This is a genomic window from Polaribacter litoreus (genome assembly GCF_054584775.1).
In genome coordinates, this window is the sequence record NZ_JBTLRD010000012.1 from 60,435 (window position 1) to 79,942 (window position 19,508).

General features: G+C 31.2%; 9 protein-coding genes. 8 read left to right on the forward strand and 1 reads right to left on the reverse strand.

Annotation, left to right across the window (positions count from 1 at the left end; all coding sequences use genetic code 11):
• Nucleotides 1–228: 228 nt before the first annotated feature.
• On the reverse strand, nt 229–4,212 hold the full coding sequence (locus tag ACW9UN_RS11805) for a hybrid sensor histidine kinase/response regulator transcription factor (RefSeq protein WP_459486492.1): 3,984 nt from the start codon (nt 4,210–4,212) through the stop codon (nt 229–231).
• Between the two features lie 240 nt (nt 4,213–4,452).
• Here ACW9UN_RS11805 and ACW9UN_RS11810 point away from each other — a divergent pair, with 240 nt between their 5' ends.
• The 8 genes from ACW9UN_RS11810 to ACW9UN_RS11845 all read left to right on the forward strand — a co-directional run bounded on the left by ACW9UN_RS11810 (nt 4,453) and on the right by ACW9UN_RS11845 (nt 19,473).
• The gene (locus ACW9UN_RS11810; RefSeq protein WP_459486494.1) at nt 4,453–6,015 is read left to right on the forward strand and encodes a sulfatase family protein; all 1,563 of its coding nucleotides are present in this window, start codon (nt 4,453–4,455) and stop codon (nt 6,013–6,015) included.
• Nucleotides 6,016–6,025: 10 nt separating this feature from the next.
• Nucleotides 6,026–8,350, forward strand: coding sequence for a glycosyl hydrolase (locus ACW9UN_RS11815; protein ID WP_459486495.1), 2,325 nt, complete (start codon nt 6,026–6,028; stop codon nt 8,348–8,350).
• A 186-nt stretch (nt 8,351–8,536) separates the two neighbouring features.
• The gene (locus ACW9UN_RS11820; protein WP_459486496.1) at nt 8,537–9,910 is read left to right on the forward strand and encodes an arylsulfatase; all 1,374 of its coding nucleotides are present in this window, start codon (nt 8,537–8,539) and stop codon (nt 9,908–9,910) included.
• Between the two features lie 5 nt (nt 9,911–9,915).
• Nucleotides 9,916–11,505: a sulfatase gene (locus ACW9UN_RS11825; RefSeq protein WP_459486497.1), complete on the forward strand. Its 1,590-nt coding sequence runs from the start codon at nt 9,916–9,918 to the stop codon at nt 11,503–11,505.
• 24 nt (nt 11,506–11,529) lie between these two features.
• Nucleotides 11,530–14,676, forward strand: a complete 3,147-nt coding sequence (lacZ, locus tag ACW9UN_RS11830; RefSeq protein WP_459486498.1) for a beta-galactosidase, LacZ type — start codon at nt 11,530–11,532, stop codon at nt 14,674–14,676.
• Nucleotides 14,677–15,807 carry a glycoside hydrolase family 43 protein gene (locus ACW9UN_RS11835; RefSeq protein ID WP_459486499.1) on the forward strand — a complete coding sequence of 377 codons (1,131 nt, stop codon included), beginning with the start codon at nt 14,677–14,679 and terminating at the stop codon, nt 15,805–15,807.
• Nucleotides 15,804–17,855 carry a glycoside hydrolase family 97 protein gene (locus tag ACW9UN_RS11840; protein WP_459486500.1) on the forward strand — a complete coding sequence of 684 codons (2,052 nt, stop codon included), beginning with the start codon at nt 15,804–15,806 and terminating at the stop codon, nt 17,853–17,855. Before ACW9UN_RS11835 ends, ACW9UN_RS11840 begins: the two co-directional genes overlap by 4 nt.
• A gap of 10 nt (nt 17,856–17,865) precedes the next feature.
• Nucleotides 17,866–19,473 carry a glycosyl hydrolase gene (locus ACW9UN_RS11845; protein WP_459486501.1) on the forward strand — a complete coding sequence of 536 codons (1,608 nt, stop codon included), beginning with the start codon at nt 17,866–17,868 and terminating at the stop codon, nt 19,471–19,473.
• Nucleotides 19,474–19,508: the final 35 nt, after the last annotated feature.

The following is a 19,508-nucleotide window of genomic DNA, read 5'->3' on the forward strand; positions in this document are numbered from 1 at the left end:
CTTGGAGACAAATTTCTTATAATAACTGTGTTTTGAGGGGGACTTATAATGCAAATTAAGGGGTGTATTTGCCCTTTATAGCTCAATTTGCTGGTCTTAGTTATGAAAAGACAGATTTAAGGTTTACCTGCTATTTTATTAGGATGTAGAATTAAATTAAAAAAATATTGGAAAGATGTTGCTATGATATGCGCTTTAGCTTTTTATCTGACAATCTATTAAATACAACTACTTTTTGTACTTAGATGGAGTTACCCCAAACTGCTCTTTAAAACATTTTCTAAAATATTTTAAATCGTTAAAGCCAACTATGTATGCAATAGAGCTAATACTATCTTCTTTTTTTAGAATTAATTGTGCCGCTCGTTTTATACGTATAGATCTTATAAATGCTGTTGTTGAAAGACCTGTTAAAGATTTAATTTTTCTGTACAGAGTTGATTGACTCATACAAAATTCATCCACCATATTTTCTATGCCAAAAGAAGGGTTGTCTAGATTATTTTCAACCAACAAAATAGCTTTATTAATAAATGATTTTTCTATATCAATATCATCTTCTATCTCTAAAGGGGTTGGTTCTAAACGAACTTTGTTTAATAAATACTTTTGAATTTTCTCTCTATTTTCAAATAAGTTAGCAATTCTGGCTTTTATTACCTTAGCGTTAAATGGTTTTGTTATATAATCGTCTGCACCTCTTTCTAACCCTTCTATTTGATATACTGTTGATGTTCTTGCCGTAAGCAATATTATTGGAATGTGAGATGTTAGTATAGAAGATTTTAACTCTTTGCATAGTGTAATGCCGTCTTTACCTGGCATCATAATATCACTTATAATTAAGTCTGGTATAGAACTTGAAGCTTTTTCTAAACCAATATTACCATTTTCAGCCTGAATTACTGTGTAATCTTCTGAAAGAATGTCTTTTAAGTAGCTTAAGATTTCTACATTATCATCTATAATTAAAATAGTTTGCTCTTTTTCTTTTTTATTAAAATTTTCACTAGATAGTGCAACATCACTTGTATTATAGGCAGATATATTATCTGTTTTAATATAATTTTCATTTATACTTTTATAAAGATTCGTATCCATAGAAAGCTTTACAATGAATTCTGTACCTTTATTTTTTTGGCTTTTAGCTTTTATTTCTCCATGATGCAATTCAACAATTTTCTTACTGAATGACAACCCAATACCACTACCTATTAAACGTGCAGTTTCTGCTGTTTTAATTTGGAAAAATCTATCAAAGATTTTGTCAAGATTTTTCTCATCCATGCCAATACCTGTATCCTTAACTACAATAATACAATAGTTAGATTCTGTAGTTATAGTAATGGTAATTTCATCACCAGATTTTGTATATTTTATTGCATTTGATATTAAATTACACAATACAATTTCCATTTTATTTCTATCAAATGGAAAATTAATTGCATTTTTAACCGGTTTAAATTTGTATTTTATATTTTTTGCTTCTGCAGCATCTTTAAAGTACAGAAATACTTCTTTGCTAAATCTTACAAAATTACCCTGAGATATGTTTAACTTTAATAGTCCTTGATCTGCTTTTCTAAAATCTAACAGTTGATTTATTAGATTTAATAATCTGTTTGTGTTTTTATCGATATAACTTAAATTTCTATAGATTTTTTTGGGTATGTTCTCACTCTCTAAAAGTTCTTTAAGTGGACTTATTATAAGTGTTAAAGGAGTTCTAAATTCATGAGAAATATTCGTAAAAAAAGTAAGTTTAGCTTCTGTTAGTTCTATTTCTTTTTCTCTGTCTATTCTAGATATTTCTAATTTATTTTGAAGTTTTAATTTATAATTGTTTGATTTAACTAAATAAAATATTACCCAAGATATGAATAGTAAATAAATTATAATTGCCCATATACTTTTAAAAGGTGAGTTCAATAACTTAATATCAATAGACTTTGGAGCACTCCAGTTTTGATTATCTCTAGAAGCTTTAACTTTTAAAGTATATGTACCTGGTAACAACCCAGCAAAACTTATTTCGTTTTGATTTTGCAAGTCTATCCAATCTTTTTGATAACTTTCTAACTGATATTTATATTTTATATTAGACTTTCCTAAATAGTCGTTTACTATAAATCTGGTAGAAAAAAACTTATCTTTATGTGATAAATTTATTTCTTTTGCATAAGAAAAGTTTTTATTTAAGATAATACTGTCCGATTTGTAATCTATTAGCTTATTGTTTACTCTTAGCGATGTAAAAATAATTTCTGGTATTACATTAAAATCTTTTATTTTAGAAGGATTAAAAAAGGTAATGTTATCGAAACCTCCAAAGGCAATAAATTCATTATCGTAATTGTAAAAACTTCTATTATTAAATGAAGTAGATTTCACTCCATTTATTTTATTGTAGCAAATAATAGATTTGTTTTTATCATTATATTTAACAATTTCTGTATGCGTTGTAAGCCATAGGTTTGATTGATTATCAAAAGTAATAGCGCATATAAAATCACTATTAAGACCATTTTTTTTGGTGATTTTACTTTCTATTTTTAATTCTCTGTTGCTATAACTAAGCTTAATTAATCCCCCTGGTGTAGCCAACCAAATAAAGTTGTCTTTTAAAGCTATTGCGTTAATAATAATGCTTGGTAATTTATCTTTTAATAGTTTTGACTGATTGATAAATACTTTTTTTTCTTTGTCAAAAAGCTCTAAACCATTATAAGTTCCTACCCAAATATTATCTTTACTATCTCTTACAATGGTGGTAACTCTATCACTCTTTATCTTATGCTTATTTTTTATATCTTCAGAATAAAACTGATACAATTTTAAATTGTTAATGTTTTTTAAATTAACAATGGCAAGACCTCGTTGTTGAGTTCCAATAAAAAGAAGGTTATTATCTACTAAAAAAGAGGTTACTTTATTTATTTCTTTACAAGAAAAAACAATCTTTCTTAAATTTAAATCATATATATAAAAACCATTACTTGTACCTATATAAAGTTTTTTATTATTTTCATATAATGCATTAATTTTATCATTACCAATCTCTTCTATTTTGGTTAAATCTGAAAAATTTTTACCATGCCATAACCCAAGAAACACGGTTCCAAGAAACACTTCTTCTTTGTTTTTATAAATGCTAGTACAGTTTAAGAATTTTTTTAAACTATTGTTTTTTATAAGGTTACTGGCATTTTTAAACCCATTTCCTTCTAAGAGTTTTACAACTCCACCACTTGCTGTTGCTAACCATGTTATGTTATTCTTATCGTGATGGATATTTAAAATTGTATTGTAATTTCCTCCTATTTTTTCAGAATCACTAGAAATTAAGTTAATTTTACTAAATACAGAAATATCTTCATTACTCCTGTAAACACCTTGCCCCCATGTTCCTATCCAAAGTCTATGGTATTTATCAATGGATAGTTTTTTAGAAAAATTACTTACAATACCAGTTTCTATTTTTTCTATAGATTCTGTTTTTAAGTTAAAACTATATATAAAAGTGTTTTTTCCAGAAGGTGTTATCCATATTTTCTCTCTACTCGGATCAGAGAGAAGGTCTGTTATTAAACCTTTTATTTTATAAGTTTTTAATTCATTACTAGAAATATTAAACTTATAAAACATATTATTACGACAAAACCACATATTATTTTTAACTCCTCTTATAATACTATATGTTGGCTCAGAATAGTTATAGCGCTTAATAACCTTATTATTTTTATAGTCAATAATAAAGACCCCGTGTTTCCATGTTCCAGCCCATATATTGCCATTTAAATCTTGAGAAATAGCTGTTATTCTTAGGTCACCTTCTTTAACTGTATCTATTAAATAATCTATATTTATAACTTTATTTGTTTTGGTGTTTAGGTAAGATAAGCCACCGCTTTTTGTACCAATCCATATGTTAGATTCGTAATCTTTAAATAAAACCTCTATGTTTTCATTTAATAATTCTTTATAACGCTCTCCAGGTTTAATATACTCAAAATCAAAGCCATTATATTTGGTAATACCATTTTCGGTTCCAATCCATTTAATATTTAGATCATCACTTAAAATAGAGGTGCTAAAATTATGTGATAAACCTTGTTCTGTGGTTACAAAATCTACAATATAATTAACATCATTCTTTTGAGAATACATCATTATAGATAATAATAACCCCAAATATTTAATAGCTGATTTCATTAGTTTAATTCTTAAAATGTATTATTAAAGTAAAAGTTTTAATAAAAGTTTCCTATAAATATATACCAAATCTTCGGCATATTTTTCTAATAATACATTTAACCCTTTAAATGAATAATATACCCCTTTTTACATTTAATTGAGGTTGTATTTTTGATGTTGAAACAAATTAGTGGTAGTTTAATTTAACACGCTTATCGGTTTTCGAAAACATTTATTGTCCATTCATAAACACTTTTAATGAAAAAACACTTTAACCTCATTCTTCTTTTAACGTTAGTAATTTCATCCTGTAATAATAAAAATTCAAAGGATGAATCACAATCTTTAAACAAAGAAAAAAAACAGCCCAATATTATTTTTATATATGCAGACGATTTAGGTTATGGTGATGTCTCTGCTTATGGTGCTACAGAAATATCAACTCCAAATATAGATGATCTTGCAAATGGAGGCGTTGTTTTTACCAATGGTTATGCCTCGTCAGCTACATGTTCTCCCAGCAGATTTGCTTTACTTACAGGTACATACCCTTGGCGTAATAAAAATGCTAAAATATTACCAGGAACTGCACCTCTACTTATTGATACTGCTCAACCTACAATCGCTAAAATGTTACAATCTAAAGGATACCATACAGGTATAGTAGGTAAATGGCATCTTGGTTTAGGAAATGGTAATGTAGATTGGAATAAACATATTTCTCCAGGGCCAAATGAAGTTGGTTTTGATTACAGCTACATCATGGCTGCCACTCAAGATAGAGTGCCAACAGTTTATATTAAAAATGGTAAAGTAGAAAATCTTAGCGATAATGACCCTATTGAAATTGATTATAAGAAAAATTTTGAAGGTCAGCCAACAGGAAAGCTTAATCCGGAGTTAGTAAAAATGAAATGGCATCATGGACATAATAATACCATCGTAAACGGAATTCCTAGAATTGGATTTATGAAAGGCGGTGAAATGGCAAAATGGGTAGATGAAGATATGGCTGATCATTTTTTAATAAAAGCACAGAACTATATTAAAACTCAAAAAGATAAGCCATTCTTCTTATATTATGCTATGCAACAACCACACGTTCCAAGAACTCCTCACCCACGTTTTGTTGGTTCATCTGGAATGGGACCTAGAGGAGACGTTATCGTTGAAGCAGATTGGTGTATTGGTGAACTTGTAAAGACTCTAAAAGCAGAAGGTCTTCTAGAAAACACTCTTATTGTTCTTTCTAGTGATAATGGACCTGTTTTAAATGACGGTTATTATGATGATGCCGTCGAAAAACTAGGAAAACACACTCCTGCAGGAAACTTACGTGGTGGAAAATATAGTTTATTTGAAGCAGGAACAAGAGTGCCATTTATAACCTATTGGAAAGGAACCATTAAACCTAAAAAATCTGATGCTTTAGTATCTCAAATAGATTTATTCAGTTCATTGTCTTCTTTAGTAGGCAGTAATATAAAAGGACTAGATAGTAAAAATTTATTGGATACATTTTTAGGAGCAAACGATAAAGGTAGAGAAGAGTTAATAATTGAAGCAAACCGTAAAACTGCATTAAGAAAAGGTAACTGGGTATTAATACCTCCATACAAAGGAAGACGAATTGCTAGAGAAGTTAATATTGAATTAGGAAATTCAAAAGATTTTCAACTTTACAATTTAAAAGAAGATATAGGTCAACAAAATAATTTAGCGAAAAGCAACCCAGAGAAACTTAAAGAAATGATTGCAACTTTTGAAAATATAAGGGATGAAAATTTCAATAAAACCGGTAAAGAGTTAATATTAAAATAAATAACATATAATGAAAAATATAAAAATAAAGCAAATAGTATCATTAGCTAGTATTTTTGTTATGCTTATTTCATCTGCTTATGCTCAGGAGATAGTATGGACAGGGAATGCATCTAACAATGATTTTTTTGATGAAAATAATTGGCAAGATAGTAGTACTAGTCAACCACCAAGTGCAGGAACAATTGATGCTGCAAATGCAATAAATGCTAATTTGCAATTAAGCAATGCTTCTGCTAAAGTAGTTGCATCAGGAGTTATAAATTTAGGTACAGGTAGTTTGTCTGTAACAAATTCTAGTCTTGAAGCACCTGCGTTTAGTGGTGGAAATGTATCATTAAATACAGAGGCATATATTGATTTAAGTGATAGTAACCCACTTCAAAACAATGTAAACATAGATTTTACATCAGGTATAGCATGGTTGAGAACACTAAATTTACACGGTACTTCTGTGGAAGCTAATAATTTATCTCAAATTACTGTTAACGGACAACCAGCAACTTATAGAACCAACTTAAGATTAGATAATTATTATTTAGAAGGAACTGTAATAAGAAGCAATGAGCTAACCACAAAACCTTTAAAAATTTATGATAACACCAATCTGCAAGGTGCAAACGGAGAAATTAGTCTAGATATTGTTCATAGTGGTGTTGCCATCGCAAATGCAATGAATAATAAAACTGAATCTTTTATTCTTAAAAAAGGATTTATGGCAACTTTTGCAATTACAGATGAAGGAACTGGACCAAGTAAAAATTATATTGCCTCTGAAGAAGATTTAGTAGTAAACGAACTTCCAGAATATTTGCAAAATGATATTTCTTTTATAAGAGTAATTCCTTGGAACTGGGTAGCAAAAAAAGGAAGAGCTGGAAAAAGATTAACTACAGATTTAAATAATACTTGGAATTACAGATGGGGTAATGATGGCGAGTCAACCACTGCTATTCAAGTAGATCCAATGTCTTGGGGTGCTGGTGGTACAGGAAATCCACGAATTCCTTTGTATATAGGTAAATACAAAGCCACACATGTCTTAGGATTTAATGAACCAGATGATTGTAATGCGCAATCAGGTCAATATAATAATTTATGTCAAGTAGATGTTGCTGTTGGTTTTTATAAAAATTTAATGAAAACAGGAATGCGTATGGTATCTCCAAATGGTAGAGAAGAGGCACCATTTGGCTGGTTAAAGGAATTTCGTAACAAAGCAAATGCGCAAGATATCAGAATAGATGTTATAGGTGTACATTGGTACGATTGGGGAAGTAATCCTAAAAATAGTCCAAACGCAAATCCACAAGATATATTTAATAGATTTAAGAATTATTTGCAAAGAGTTTATGATTTATACAAACTGCCTATTTGGATAACAGAATTTAATGGAAATCCAAACAGAAGTACAGCGTCAAATTTAGGTTTTATGAAATTGGCTTTGCCATATTTAGAGTCTTTGGATTATGTAGAAAGATATGCTTGGTTTCAACCTAGTTCTGGTACTGCAGACTATTATAGTGATCCAGAAGACTTTAGCACAATTACAGATGTTGGTACTTTTTACAGAGATCATCAATCTACACCTTCAGTTCCTGAAGCAACTATAAGCGATGATAGTAACTTAGATGCTCATTACGCTGTTGTGAATTTGGATGCAGATAATTTATTAGTAAACGGCTTTTTTGAAACAGGAGATTTAACTGGATGGAGTGGCAGAAACAGTGGTATAATAAACAGTGATACTTATGAAGGCAATAATGCTGCTAGAATAATATCAGGTACTGGTACATTACTTCAAACAGTAAATGTTAATCCTCAAAGCACATACGATTTATCTCTTTACACAAAATGGAGTTCTGCCCCATCTTCACCAATTAGTATTCAAATTTTAAATGGTGCTACAGAGGCTTTTATCACTAGTAAACAATTATCTACAAACACTTCATGGGCGTTGTCAGAAATGAGTTTTACCATTCCAAATGATGTAACATCTATAATTGTTTTCATATCAAAAAGTGGAGGTTCTCCACAATTGCTAATAGATAATGCAGTTTTACTAGAAGACTCATCACTTAGTATCAATGACTTTAATTTAAAACCATATAGTATATTTCCTAATCCATCAACAGGTATTGTAACTATAAAAGGAAAAAATATGATAACATCTTACACTATCTTTGATATTCAAGGGCGTTTGGTAGAGAGCAAAAAACAAATGATGCTAAAAGAAGCACAAATAAACTTAACACATAAAAGTAAAGGTATTTACTTCATTCGCTTAACAGATAGTAATGGGAATCAATCAACTGAAAAACTGGTTTTAAACTAATAAGATATTTTTCTTAAAAATTACTTAATATTTAAACGTGTAATAAACTTTTACAAGCTCTTAATAAGCAAAGAGATTGTAAAAGTTTAGATAATAATAATATATCACATGATTAGTGCTAAACATCTAACCTTTTTAGTATTTGCTATTGTATTATTTGGTTGTAAAACAGTAAAAAATAATTCAATGCAACCCAATAAGCCAAATATCATCTATATTCTAGCTGATGACTTGGGTTATGGTGATTTAAGTTGTTACGGACAAACACGTTTTACTACACCAAATATAGATCGTTTAGCAAAAGAAGGCCTTTTATTTACACAACATTATTCTGGTTCTACGGTTTGTGCACCATCAAGATCTGCATTATTAACAGGTTTGCATACAGGTAATACCTACATCAGAGGAAATCATTTTACAGGAGGAAAAAATAAAAATAGAAGACCAAAAACAGCAGAAGGTCAAATTCCTTTACCAGATAGCGTCTATACTGTACCAGAGTTTTTAAAAAAACAAGGTTATGCCACTGGTGCTTTTGGCAAATGGGGTTTAGGATATCCTGGTTCTGAGGGCGATCCAATAAATCAAGGTTTTGATACGTTTTATGGGTATAATTGCCAAAGATTGGGACATCATTATTATCCATATCATCTTTGGGATAACGAAAATAAGGTATTTTTAGAGGGTAATTCTGGAACTAAAAAAGGGCAATATGCACCTGATTTAATTCATAATGAAGCTCTTAAATTTATTGATGAAAATAAAAACACACCTTTCTTTTTATATTATCCAAGTATTATCCCTCATGCAGAATTAGCTGCGCCAAAAGCTTATATGGATAAGTATATTGGAAAGTATAATCCTGAAAAAAAATACAAAGGAAATGATGGTGGTGATAATTATAGAAAAGGGAAGTATGAATCTCAAGAATATCCTCATGCAGCTTTTGCTGCTATGATTCATGTTTTAGACGATCAAGTGGGTGAAATTGTTCAAAAAGTTAAAGACTTAGGATTAGAAGAAAATACCATATTTATCTTCACTTCAGATAATGGACCACATAGAGAAGGTGGTGCAGATCCTAATTATTTTGATAGCAACGGAATTTTAAAAGGCTATAAAAGAGATTTGTATGAAGGAGGTGTTAGAGTACCCATGATTGCTAAATGGAAAGGTAAAATTAAAGAAGGTTCTAAAACCGACCATATCTCTGCCTTTTGGGATATTATGCCAACATTTGCTCATATTTTAAATACAGAATTACAGGTTAAAACAGATGGAATCTCATTTTTACCAACCTTATTAGATACTAAAAATCAAGAAAAGCACGATTATTTGTATTGGGAATTCCATGAGAAAAAAGGAAAACAAGCCATAAGAAAAGGCAATTGGAAATTAATAAAACTTAATGTAAAACGGAATCCTGAATATTTTTTGTTTGATTTAAGTAAAGACCCAAGTGAGGAAAATAATCTATCTGAAGAAAAACCAGAAAAATTAAAAGAACTCATTCATATTTTAGAGAATTCTAGAACACCTTCCAAAAATTTTAAATTCTAAATACTATGAATTTCAAACCTACTTTATATCTACTTTTTTTTTCTATTGTAGCATGTAAAAAAACTACTAACATTACTATTGAACCCACTAAGAAACCAAATGTATTGTTTATACTGGTAGATGATTTGGGGTTAAAAGATTTAAGCTTTGCAGGTAGTACGTTTTACGAAACCCCAAATATAGACAAGCTAGCTTCTAAAGGAGTTATTTTTACACAAGGGTACGCAGGTAGTAGAGTTTGTAGTCCATCAAGAGCCACAATTTTAACAGGAAAGTTTACAGCTAGACACGGAATTACAGATTGGATAGGTGAAAAATCTGGCACAGATTGGAGAAGTATGAAACGGTTTGATAAACTTCTGCCAGCAGAATACATTCATAGTTTGCCAAAAGAAGACATCACTATTGCAGAAACAATGAGAGCCAATGGTTACAAAACGTTTTTTGCTGGAAAATGGCATTTAGGGAACAAAGGTTCTTATCCTGAAGATCATGGTTTTGATATTAACATTGGTGGTTGGGAAAAAGGTGGCCCAAACCGTAGGTATTTTTCCCCTTTTAAAAATCCAAAATTAGAGAATAAAGAAAAAGGAGAGAATTTATCAATGCGATTAGCAAACGAAACAGCTTCTTTTATCACACAACCTAAAGAAAAACCATTTTTTGCTTTTTTATCTTTTTATGCCGTACACAGTCCAATACAAACTACGCAAGAAAAATGGAGTAAATACAGGGCTAAAGCTATACAACAAGGCATACAAAATAAAGGCTTTGTTATGGAAAAAAAGTTACCAATTCGTCAAGTGCAAGACAATCCTATTTATGGTGGTTTAGTAGAAACGATGGATGATGCTGTAGGTATTGTAATGAAAGCATTAAAAGAGTCTGGTCAAGATAAAAATACAATTGTAATTTTTACTTCCGATAATGGAGGTGTTGCATCAGGTGATAACTTCTCAACTTCTAATTTACCTTTTCGTGGAGGTAAAGGATATCATTGGGAAGGTGGTATTAGAGAGCCTTATTTGGTTTATGTTCCTTGGCAAAAATCTAATGGTAAAAAAGTAGATTATCCTGTTACAGGAGCAGATTTTTATCCTACAATTTTAGATTATGCTCAAATTAAAGAACTACCAGAACAACATCAAGATGGTATCAGCTTAAAGCCCATAATTGATGAGAATAAAACTTTGAATAAGCGTCCTTTATATTGGCATTACCCACATTATGGAAATCAAGGTGGAGACCCATCATCAGTGATAAGAGAAGGAGATTGGAAACTAATTCATTACTATGAAGATGGGACAAATGAGTTATACAATATGAAAGATGATGCCTCTGAACAAAATAATTTGGCAGATCAATTTCCAGAAATAACTTCTAAATTACAAAACAAACTAAAAACATGGCTTGTTAGTGTAAACGCTAAATATCCTGAAAAGGACTTAGAATTTGATGCGGAAAAAAGAGCGCGTTACGATAAAAATATTATTGAAAAACGATTGCCTAAACTAGAACAAGAAAGACTGAATATGCTTTCTAAAGATTTTCAACCGAATAAAGATTGGTGGGGAAGTAAAGTTACCAAAGATTAAATAAACGTGATAACATCATAAAAAATGAAATACAACAATTTACTAGTTTTAATAATTCTAATTATATTTAGTAGTTGCCAAGAAAAAAGTATAGAAAAACCCCTTTATACTGCCGAAAAATGGGAGAATCCAGAATGGGAAAACCCTGAGGTTTTTCAAATTAACAGAGAACAACCTACTGCTTCATTTTATAAATATACTGATGAATCTTCAGCTTTAAAAAATGAGAGTTGGCAAAATTCGTCATTATATAAATCGTTAAACGGAACTTGGAATTTTTATTATGCAGATAGCGTAAACGCAAGACCAACCGAGTTTTATAAAAATGATTTTAATTTAAAAGGTTGGGATACAATTACAGTGCCTTCTAACTGGGAAATGAAAGGCTTTGGAATTCCTGTATATACGAATATTAAGTATATGTTTCCTAAAAACCCTCCTTTTATACCTCATAACATCAATAATAACGGAAGCTATAAACGCGATTTTGAAATTTCTAAAGATTGGGATGGAAAAGATATTTATTTGCACTTTGCTGGTGTAAGTGGCGCAATGTATGTATGGTTGAATGGTGAATTTGTGGGCTATAATGAAGGTAGTAAAACTGCAGCAGAGTTTAAGGTTACAAACCTTGCAAAAACTGGTAAAAACACAATTGCAGTTCAAGTGATGCGATGGTCTGATGCCAGTTATATGGAAGATCAAGATTTTTGGCGTTTGTCAGGAATTGAAAGAGATGTGTACATCTATGCCTCTAATAAAGTGAGTTTAAGAGACTTTAGAGTGATCTCAGATTTAGAAAATAATTATAAAGATGGAGTTTTTAGTGCAGCATTAAAGGTTGATAATAATTCGAACAATGCCATAGAAAAAGAGATTAAAATTCAATTATTAGATGGCACTAAAGAGGTGTATTCAGAAGTTAAAAATAGTAACCTGAAACCAGGTGAAAATCAAATTAATTTTAGTAAAAATATAGCTAATGTTAAATCTTGGAATGCAGAACAACCTAATTTATACACCATATTAATTTCTGTAAATGGAGAATCAACAGCAATAAAAGTTGGTTTTAGAAATATAAAAATTGAGAACAGTCAGTTTTTAGTAAATGGCAAACCTGTACTTATTAAAGGTGTTAATTTACACGATCATGATGAGGTAGAAGGTCATACAGTTACCCAAGACTTAACCTTAAAAGATATGGAGTTGATGAAACTTAACAACATCAATGCTATACGTTGTAGTCATTATCCAAAAGATCCACATTTTTATAGATTGGCAGATAAATACGGTTTTTACGTGGTAGATGAAGCCAATATAGAATTGCATGGTATGGGAGCAACCAACCAGGGTTTAGATAAAGATTTAAAAAAACAAGCTACACATCCAGCGTATTTACCTTCTTGGAAAGAAGCACATTTAGATAGAACTATTAGAATGTTTGAGCGTGATAAAAACTTTCCAAGTGTTGTAACCTGGTCTTTGGGTAATGAAGCTGGTAATGGTGATAATTTTTACGCTACTTATGAATGGCTAAAAGCACACGATAAAACAAGACCAACACAATATGAAGGCGCTACTGGTTACGAAAATACAGATATACAAGCCCCAATGTATTGGCCTATTAAAAAAATGGTAAAGTATGTTGAAGAAGGAGGAAAACGTCCTTTAATACAATGCGAATATGCACACGCAATGGGAAATAGTGTTGGAAATCTGCAAGATTATTGGGATATTATAGAAAAATACCCAAGCATGCAAGGTGGTTTTATTTGGGATTGGGTAGATCAAGGTATTTTAACCACTACAGATGATGGCGAAGAATATTGGGCCTATGGAGGCGATCTTGGAGGAGCACATTTACAAAACGATAAAAACTTTTGCTTAAACGGAATTGTAAATCCAGATAGAACAGCGCATCCAGCCTTACACGAAGTGAAAAAGGTATATCAAAACATCAAAATTAAATCGAGCAGCACAAAAAATACAGGTGTTATCGAGATAAAAAATATGCACGATTTCACCAATTTAAATGTTTATAATTTTTCTTGGGAATTACTCGAAAACGGTACTCAAGTTGCTACAGGAAATTTACCTAAAATAGATTTAAAGCCTTATAGAACCATCCAGCAAGTTGTAGATTTTCCTAAATTAGAAAATCCTGCAAGTGATTATCATTTGAATATCTATGCAAAAACTACTGAATCTAAAGGACTTATTCCTGAAAATCATACAATAGCTTATGAGCAAATTCAACTTCAAAAAGGAAATTTCTCAACGGTATTAGCCTCAGAAAATGCTGTTTCAATGGCTAAAACAGAAACACTTTTAACAGTGTTTAACGATAATTTTAAAATAGCGTTTAATACTGAAACTGGGTTGTTAAATACCATAGATTATGGTAATGGTAATATTCTGGTAAAAGGAATTACACCCAATTTTTGGAGAGCAACAACCGATAATGATTATGGGTTTAAAATGCCTAAAAAGTTAGGTGTTTGGAAAAAAGCTACAGATTCAACTGAACTAGTTTCTTTTAAAGAAGGTAAATCAGGAAACAATATAGAGGTAGTTTCTATTTATAATTTGCCAGCTGCTAAAAATGCGAAAGTTCAAATAAGTTATACCATTAATTCTGATGGTGCTATAAATGTAGCTACATCACTTAGTAATGTAAATTCAAAACTTCCTGTTTTACCAAGATTTGGTACAAACTTTATTATAAATGATGCGTTTAACCAAGTAAATTGGTTTGGTAGAGGCCCTCACGAAAATTATCAAGATAGAAACACATCTGCATTGGTTGGCGTGTATAATGCTAAGGTATCAGAGTTGTATTTTCCATACAGTCGTCCACAAGAAAACGGCTATAAAACAGATACACGTTGGGTAACCTTTACCAATGCAAATGGGCAAGGTATTAAAGTTACAGCACCAGAATATTTTAGTTTTAGTACACATCATCAATATAATAATGATTTTGATGCAGGTAAAGAAAAAAAACAAAGACACACTACAGATATTGTAAAAAGAGATTTTGTAAATATCAATATAGATCATGCGCAAATGGGTGTTGGTGGAGATACAAGCTGGGGTGCAATGCCACATAAACAATACAGAATAAAAGCTGAGAAAAAAACTTATAGTTATACTATTAAACCCATAAATTAAATGCGAAAATCAATTTTTTCTTTCCTAACATTATGCTTATTTATTTTGCAAAGTAATGCACAAACTAAGCACACAAATTTTTCTCCTGGAAAATTGTGGTTAGATAATAATGGTAAGCATATCAATGCTCATGGAGGAGGATTTTTGGTGCATAATGACACTTATTATTGGTTTGGAGAACATAAAGTTGCAGGAAAGCAAGGCAATAAAGCCATGGTTGGTATCAGTGTTTATGCTTCCAAAGATTTATACAATTGGAAAGATGAAGGCATTGCCTTCTCTGTTGCTGATGATACAACTTCGCCAATACAAAAAGGCTGCATTATAGAACGCCCTAAAGTAATCTACAATAAAAAGACAAAGAAATTTGTCATGTGGTTTCATCACGAGTTAAAAGGACAAGGGTATAGAGCTGCATTAACTGGAGTAGCGGTTTCAGATCATGTTACTGGTCCTTTTACTTATGTGAGAAGTGAAAGAATTCATTCCAAAAAATTACCTCAAAATTTTTCTAGAGCATCTTTTTTACAGACAGAAGCCATTAAAGATAAGAAAGAGAAAAACTTAAGAGAAAAAATTATTAACGGAGGATATTTTGTAAGAGATTTTGAAGGTGGACAAATGTCTAGAGATATGACGCTTTTTGTTGATGACGATGAAACAGCTTATCATATTACAGCTTCCGAAGAAAACCACACCTTATTAATTTCTAAATTGTCTGACGATTATCTATCACTAACGGATACGTTTGTGAGAGTTTTTCCTAACGGAAATAATGAAGCACCAGCTATTTTTAAAAAGGATGGAAAATACTTTATGTTTTCCTCTGGCTTAACGGGTTGGAGTCCAAATCCTGCTAGATTATCTTCAGCAGATTCAATTATGGGAGAATGGACAGCTTTAGGAAATCCTTGTATAGGTACCAAAGAAGAAAAAGCAACCACATTTTGGTCTCAAAGCACTTATGTAATTCCTGTAATAGGCAAAAAAGATGCGTTTATTTTCGCAGCAGATAGATGGAATCCAAAAAACGCCATTGACGGACGATATGTATGGTTACCAGTGGAATTTAAAAATGAAATACCTTATATAAAGTGGCAAGAATCTTGGGATTTATCAATTTTTGAATGATAAACACTAAAGCTTATTTTACAGGTAAAATTATACATACACATATGAAATTAAAATTGTTTTTCAATAGCTTTTTTGTAGTTGTAATTGCCGTTTTTGTGTTGTCTTGCAAGCCTGAAAACACTAAGCTGGTATCACCAAATAATGATATTAAGGTACAACTATCGCTAGATACGCTTCATGGTAATCCATCCGTTTTATTTTATGATGTAAATTTTAATAAAAAATCTATACTCAAGCCTTCACCTATTCATTTTACCATAAATAATAGTTGGGGTGCAGAACATTTAAGAATAATTAATATTTCTAAAAAATCAGTGAATAAAACATGGCAGCGCATTTGGGGTAAAAACAAAGACGTAGCAGATATTTATAACGAGTATGTTGTTGCGTTAGAAAACACTAAATCAAATAAAAATATTTCTGTAATTTTTAGATTATACAATGATGGTATTGCATTTAGATATGCCATACCAAATGCTGCAGAAAATGGAACGTTTGATTTAACTGAAGAATGGAGTGGCTTTAATTTTGCGAAGAATTACAACTGTTGGGGCGTTGATTTTAAAAAATATGATACACCACAAGAAGGCAAATTTGATATAAGAAAACTGAATCAGGTAAAAGACAGCACACTACTAGGTATGCCCTTAGTTGTAGAGGTTGATAAGCAAACTTATGTAGGCATTACAGAAGCAAACCTAACAGATTGGGCAGGTATGTTCCTTAAAAAAGGAACAACAGATTTTACATTACGTACCTCATTAGCTCCTAGAAAAGATGTAAAAAATGTTTTGGTTAGAACTTCTGGTGCACGCAAATCGCCTTGGCGAGTATTAATGTTAGGTACAGGTTTTGGAGATTTAATTGAAACCGATATTATCGCCAATCTTAATGAATCATGTAAAATTGATGATACCAGTTGGATAAAACCGGGTATGTCTGCTTGGGATTGGTGGTGGCCTAATAAATATGCACCAGATGCAGGTTTTGAGCTTGGACCAAATACTGAAACCATGAAGTATTTTGTTGATTTAGCAGCAGATATGGGTTGGGATTATCAATTGGTAGATTGGCAGTGGTATGGAAAACCATTTACAGAACAACCTTATGCAAATCCAGAATCGGATATTAGAACTCCAAATCCTAATATAGATATTCCTGAAATAGTAGAATATGCTAAGAAAAAAAATGTTGGCATATTCTTATGGTTGCATTGGGATCCTGCAAATACATTTATGGATGAAGCATTTCCAATTTATGAAAAATGGGGTGTAAAAGGTGTAAAAGTTGATTTTATGGATCGTGAAGACCAAGAAATCGTAAATTTTTATCATAGACTTGTAAAAAAAGCAGCAGAACATCATTTAATGGTAGATTTTCACGGTGCTTACAAACCTACAGGATGGTCTCGAACCTATCCTAATATGTTAACCAGAGAAGGTGTTCTTGGAAATGAATTTAACAAATGGAGCAAAGAAATTTCACTTGAACATACTGTAACAATTCCTTTTACACGCGGACTTTTGGGTGAGATGGATTTCACTCCTGGTGGCTATAACAATGTTCATGATGAGGATTTTAAAACGCAATACAATTCGGTTTCTCCAAATGTTAGAGGCACTAGATGTCACCAATTGGCTATGAATGTTGTGTACGAAAGTGCATTGCAGGTAATGTGCGATTCTCCTTATAATTATAGAACCTATCCACAAGGCAATGCATTTTTAAAAATAGTACCAACCACTTGGGACGAAACAAAATTTATAGCAGGTTATCCTGGAGATTATGTGTGTATTGCACGCAGAAGTGGTACAGATTGGTTTATAGGAGGAATGTCTGATGAAGAAGCTAGAAATTTTTCGTTTACACTTAATTTTTTAGATGAAGGGAAATATGAAGCCACATTTTGGGAAGATGATAGTGTAGAAACAGAAAAAGATCCTAAAAAATTAAAAAAATCAACCATAATTCTCGACAACAATAAACAGCTAGATATGAATATGATTCGTGGAGGTGGTTTTGTAATTCATTTAAAGAAAATTTAAAATTAATAGAATGAAGTTATCTAGTTTTAATCACATTGCTTTACTGTTCATTTTTTTGTCTAGTGTTTCTTTTTATGGGCAAACCATTAAATGGATTGGAAAAAACGGAGCTAATCCTATTCAATCAAAAAACTGGATAATAGAAGGCTCTAAAAAGCATCCTAAAAACAGCACTATTTTATCTAATGGATCGATAAATTATTCTCTTTTAGTGGAAAATGACACCATCGATTTGTCAAAGCTCAATCAACTTAATTTTAAAGATGATACGATGAGCATCTCACTAAATGGTGCATATTTAAAAGGGATTAAACTAACCAAAGGACAGATAAACCTATCAAATGCTTCAACGTTAGAATTATCAGATACTCATCCTTTTGGTACTAAAAGTATCGTAGCAATAAAAGATAACAGCAGTTGGATTAAACTAACCAATGTTAACCCACTAGAATTTAAAGAATTTTTTATCAATGTGAAATTATCTCATCACGAAAAAGCAAATTCTGAAAATCTAAGAGTAAATCAATATTATTACTTAGGTAGTCTTGTAAGGCCTTTACATGATGCTTATAAGCCCTGTAAACTATTCAAAAATCAATCAAGGAGTGATGATTCGTTGGAAATTTCAGAGTTTAAAATTTACAGAGCAAAAGATCTAAAAGAATTTAACAACTCAGTTTCTTCACTCTTTTTAGATAGAGGTTATATGATTACCCTAGCAGAAAACGAAGACGGAACAGGAAAAAGTAAGGTATATATAGCAGATGAATCACCACTTTTTATTGATCTAAAAAAGAACCTCAACAATGCTGTTTCGTTTATTCGAGTAATGCCTTGGAATTGGGTAACCAAAAAAGGAGTTGCTGGATTTAAAAAGGGAATTGGAGCCAGTTGGACCTATAATTGGGGAAACAAAAAAGAGTCGTTGCCAAATATGGAATATGCGCCTATGGCTTGGAGTGGTAGATCTGCTACCAAAGCTGATGTTGCGAAACACATCACTAAAAAAAATGTAACCCATTTTATGGGGTTTAATGAGTGTGATAACTGTCACGATCAATCTGGACAATATGACAATCTTTGTAACGTAGATGTTGCCATTCCACTTTACGAAAACCTGATGGGAACAGGATTAAGATTGGTGTCTCCATCACTTAGAGAAGAAGGACCATTTGGATGGCTAGAGGAATTTGTTGAAAAAGCAGAAGCACAAAATATTCGTATTGATGTTATAGGTGTGCATTGGTACGATTGGGGCAGTAAACCAAAAAATTCTCCCTATGAAGATGCAAAAGAAGTATTTGAGAGATTTAAAACATACCTACAAAGAGTTTATGATAAATACCAAAGACCAATTTGGATTACAGAATTTAATGCCAATCCAAATCGTGATGTATCTGTTCATATCGATTTTGTGAAGCTAGTACTACCTTATTTAGAACAATTAGATTACGTAGAACGCTATTGTTATTTTGAGCCGTTTAAACATAGATCGCTAGAAAATGGTGTAAACCCAACCTATTACAGAGAAAAGAATGGATTACTAACTGCTTTTGGTAAGGTTTATGTAGAGTTAGGTGTATCTGAATATTCAAAATCTACTCATATTCAAAAATAATACAGATAAAAAATAATTATTAAATACAAGTTGAA

Bases quoted from the DNA above. Each gene is read 5' to 3' on its own strand.
- ACW9UN_RS11815 (WP_459486495.1), top strand. From the start codon at position 6,026: ATGAAAAATATAAAAATAAAGCAAATAGTATCATTAGCTAGTATTTTT.
- ACW9UN_RS11810 (WP_459486494.1), top strand. From the start codon at position 4,453: ATGAAAAAACACTTTAACCTCATTCTTCTTTTAACGTTAGTAATTTCA.
- ACW9UN_RS11835 (WP_459486499.1), top strand. From the start codon at position 14,677: ATGCGAAAATCAATTTTTTCTTTCCTAACATTATGCTTATTTATTTTG.
- ACW9UN_RS11840 (WP_459486500.1), top strand. From the start codon at position 15,804: ATGATAAACACTAAAGCTTATTTTACAGGTAAAATTATACATACACAT.
- ACW9UN_RS11825 (WP_459486497.1), top strand. From the start codon at position 9,916: ATGAATTTCAAACCTACTTTATATCTACTTTTTTTTTCTATTGTAGCA.
- ACW9UN_RS11845 (WP_459486501.1), top strand. From the start codon at position 17,866: ATGAAGTTATCTAGTTTTAATCACATTGCTTTACTGTTCATTTTTTTG.
- ACW9UN_RS11805 (WP_459486492.1), bottom strand. From the start codon at position 4,212: ATGAAATCAGCTATTAAATATTTGGGGTTATTATTATCTATAATGATG.
- ACW9UN_RS11820 (WP_459486496.1), top strand. From the start codon at position 8,537: ATGCAACCCAATAAGCCAAATATCATCTATATTCTAGCTGATGACTTG.
- lacZ (WP_459486498.1), top strand. From the start codon at position 11,530: ATGAAATACAACAATTTACTAGTTTTAATAATTCTAATTATATTTAGT.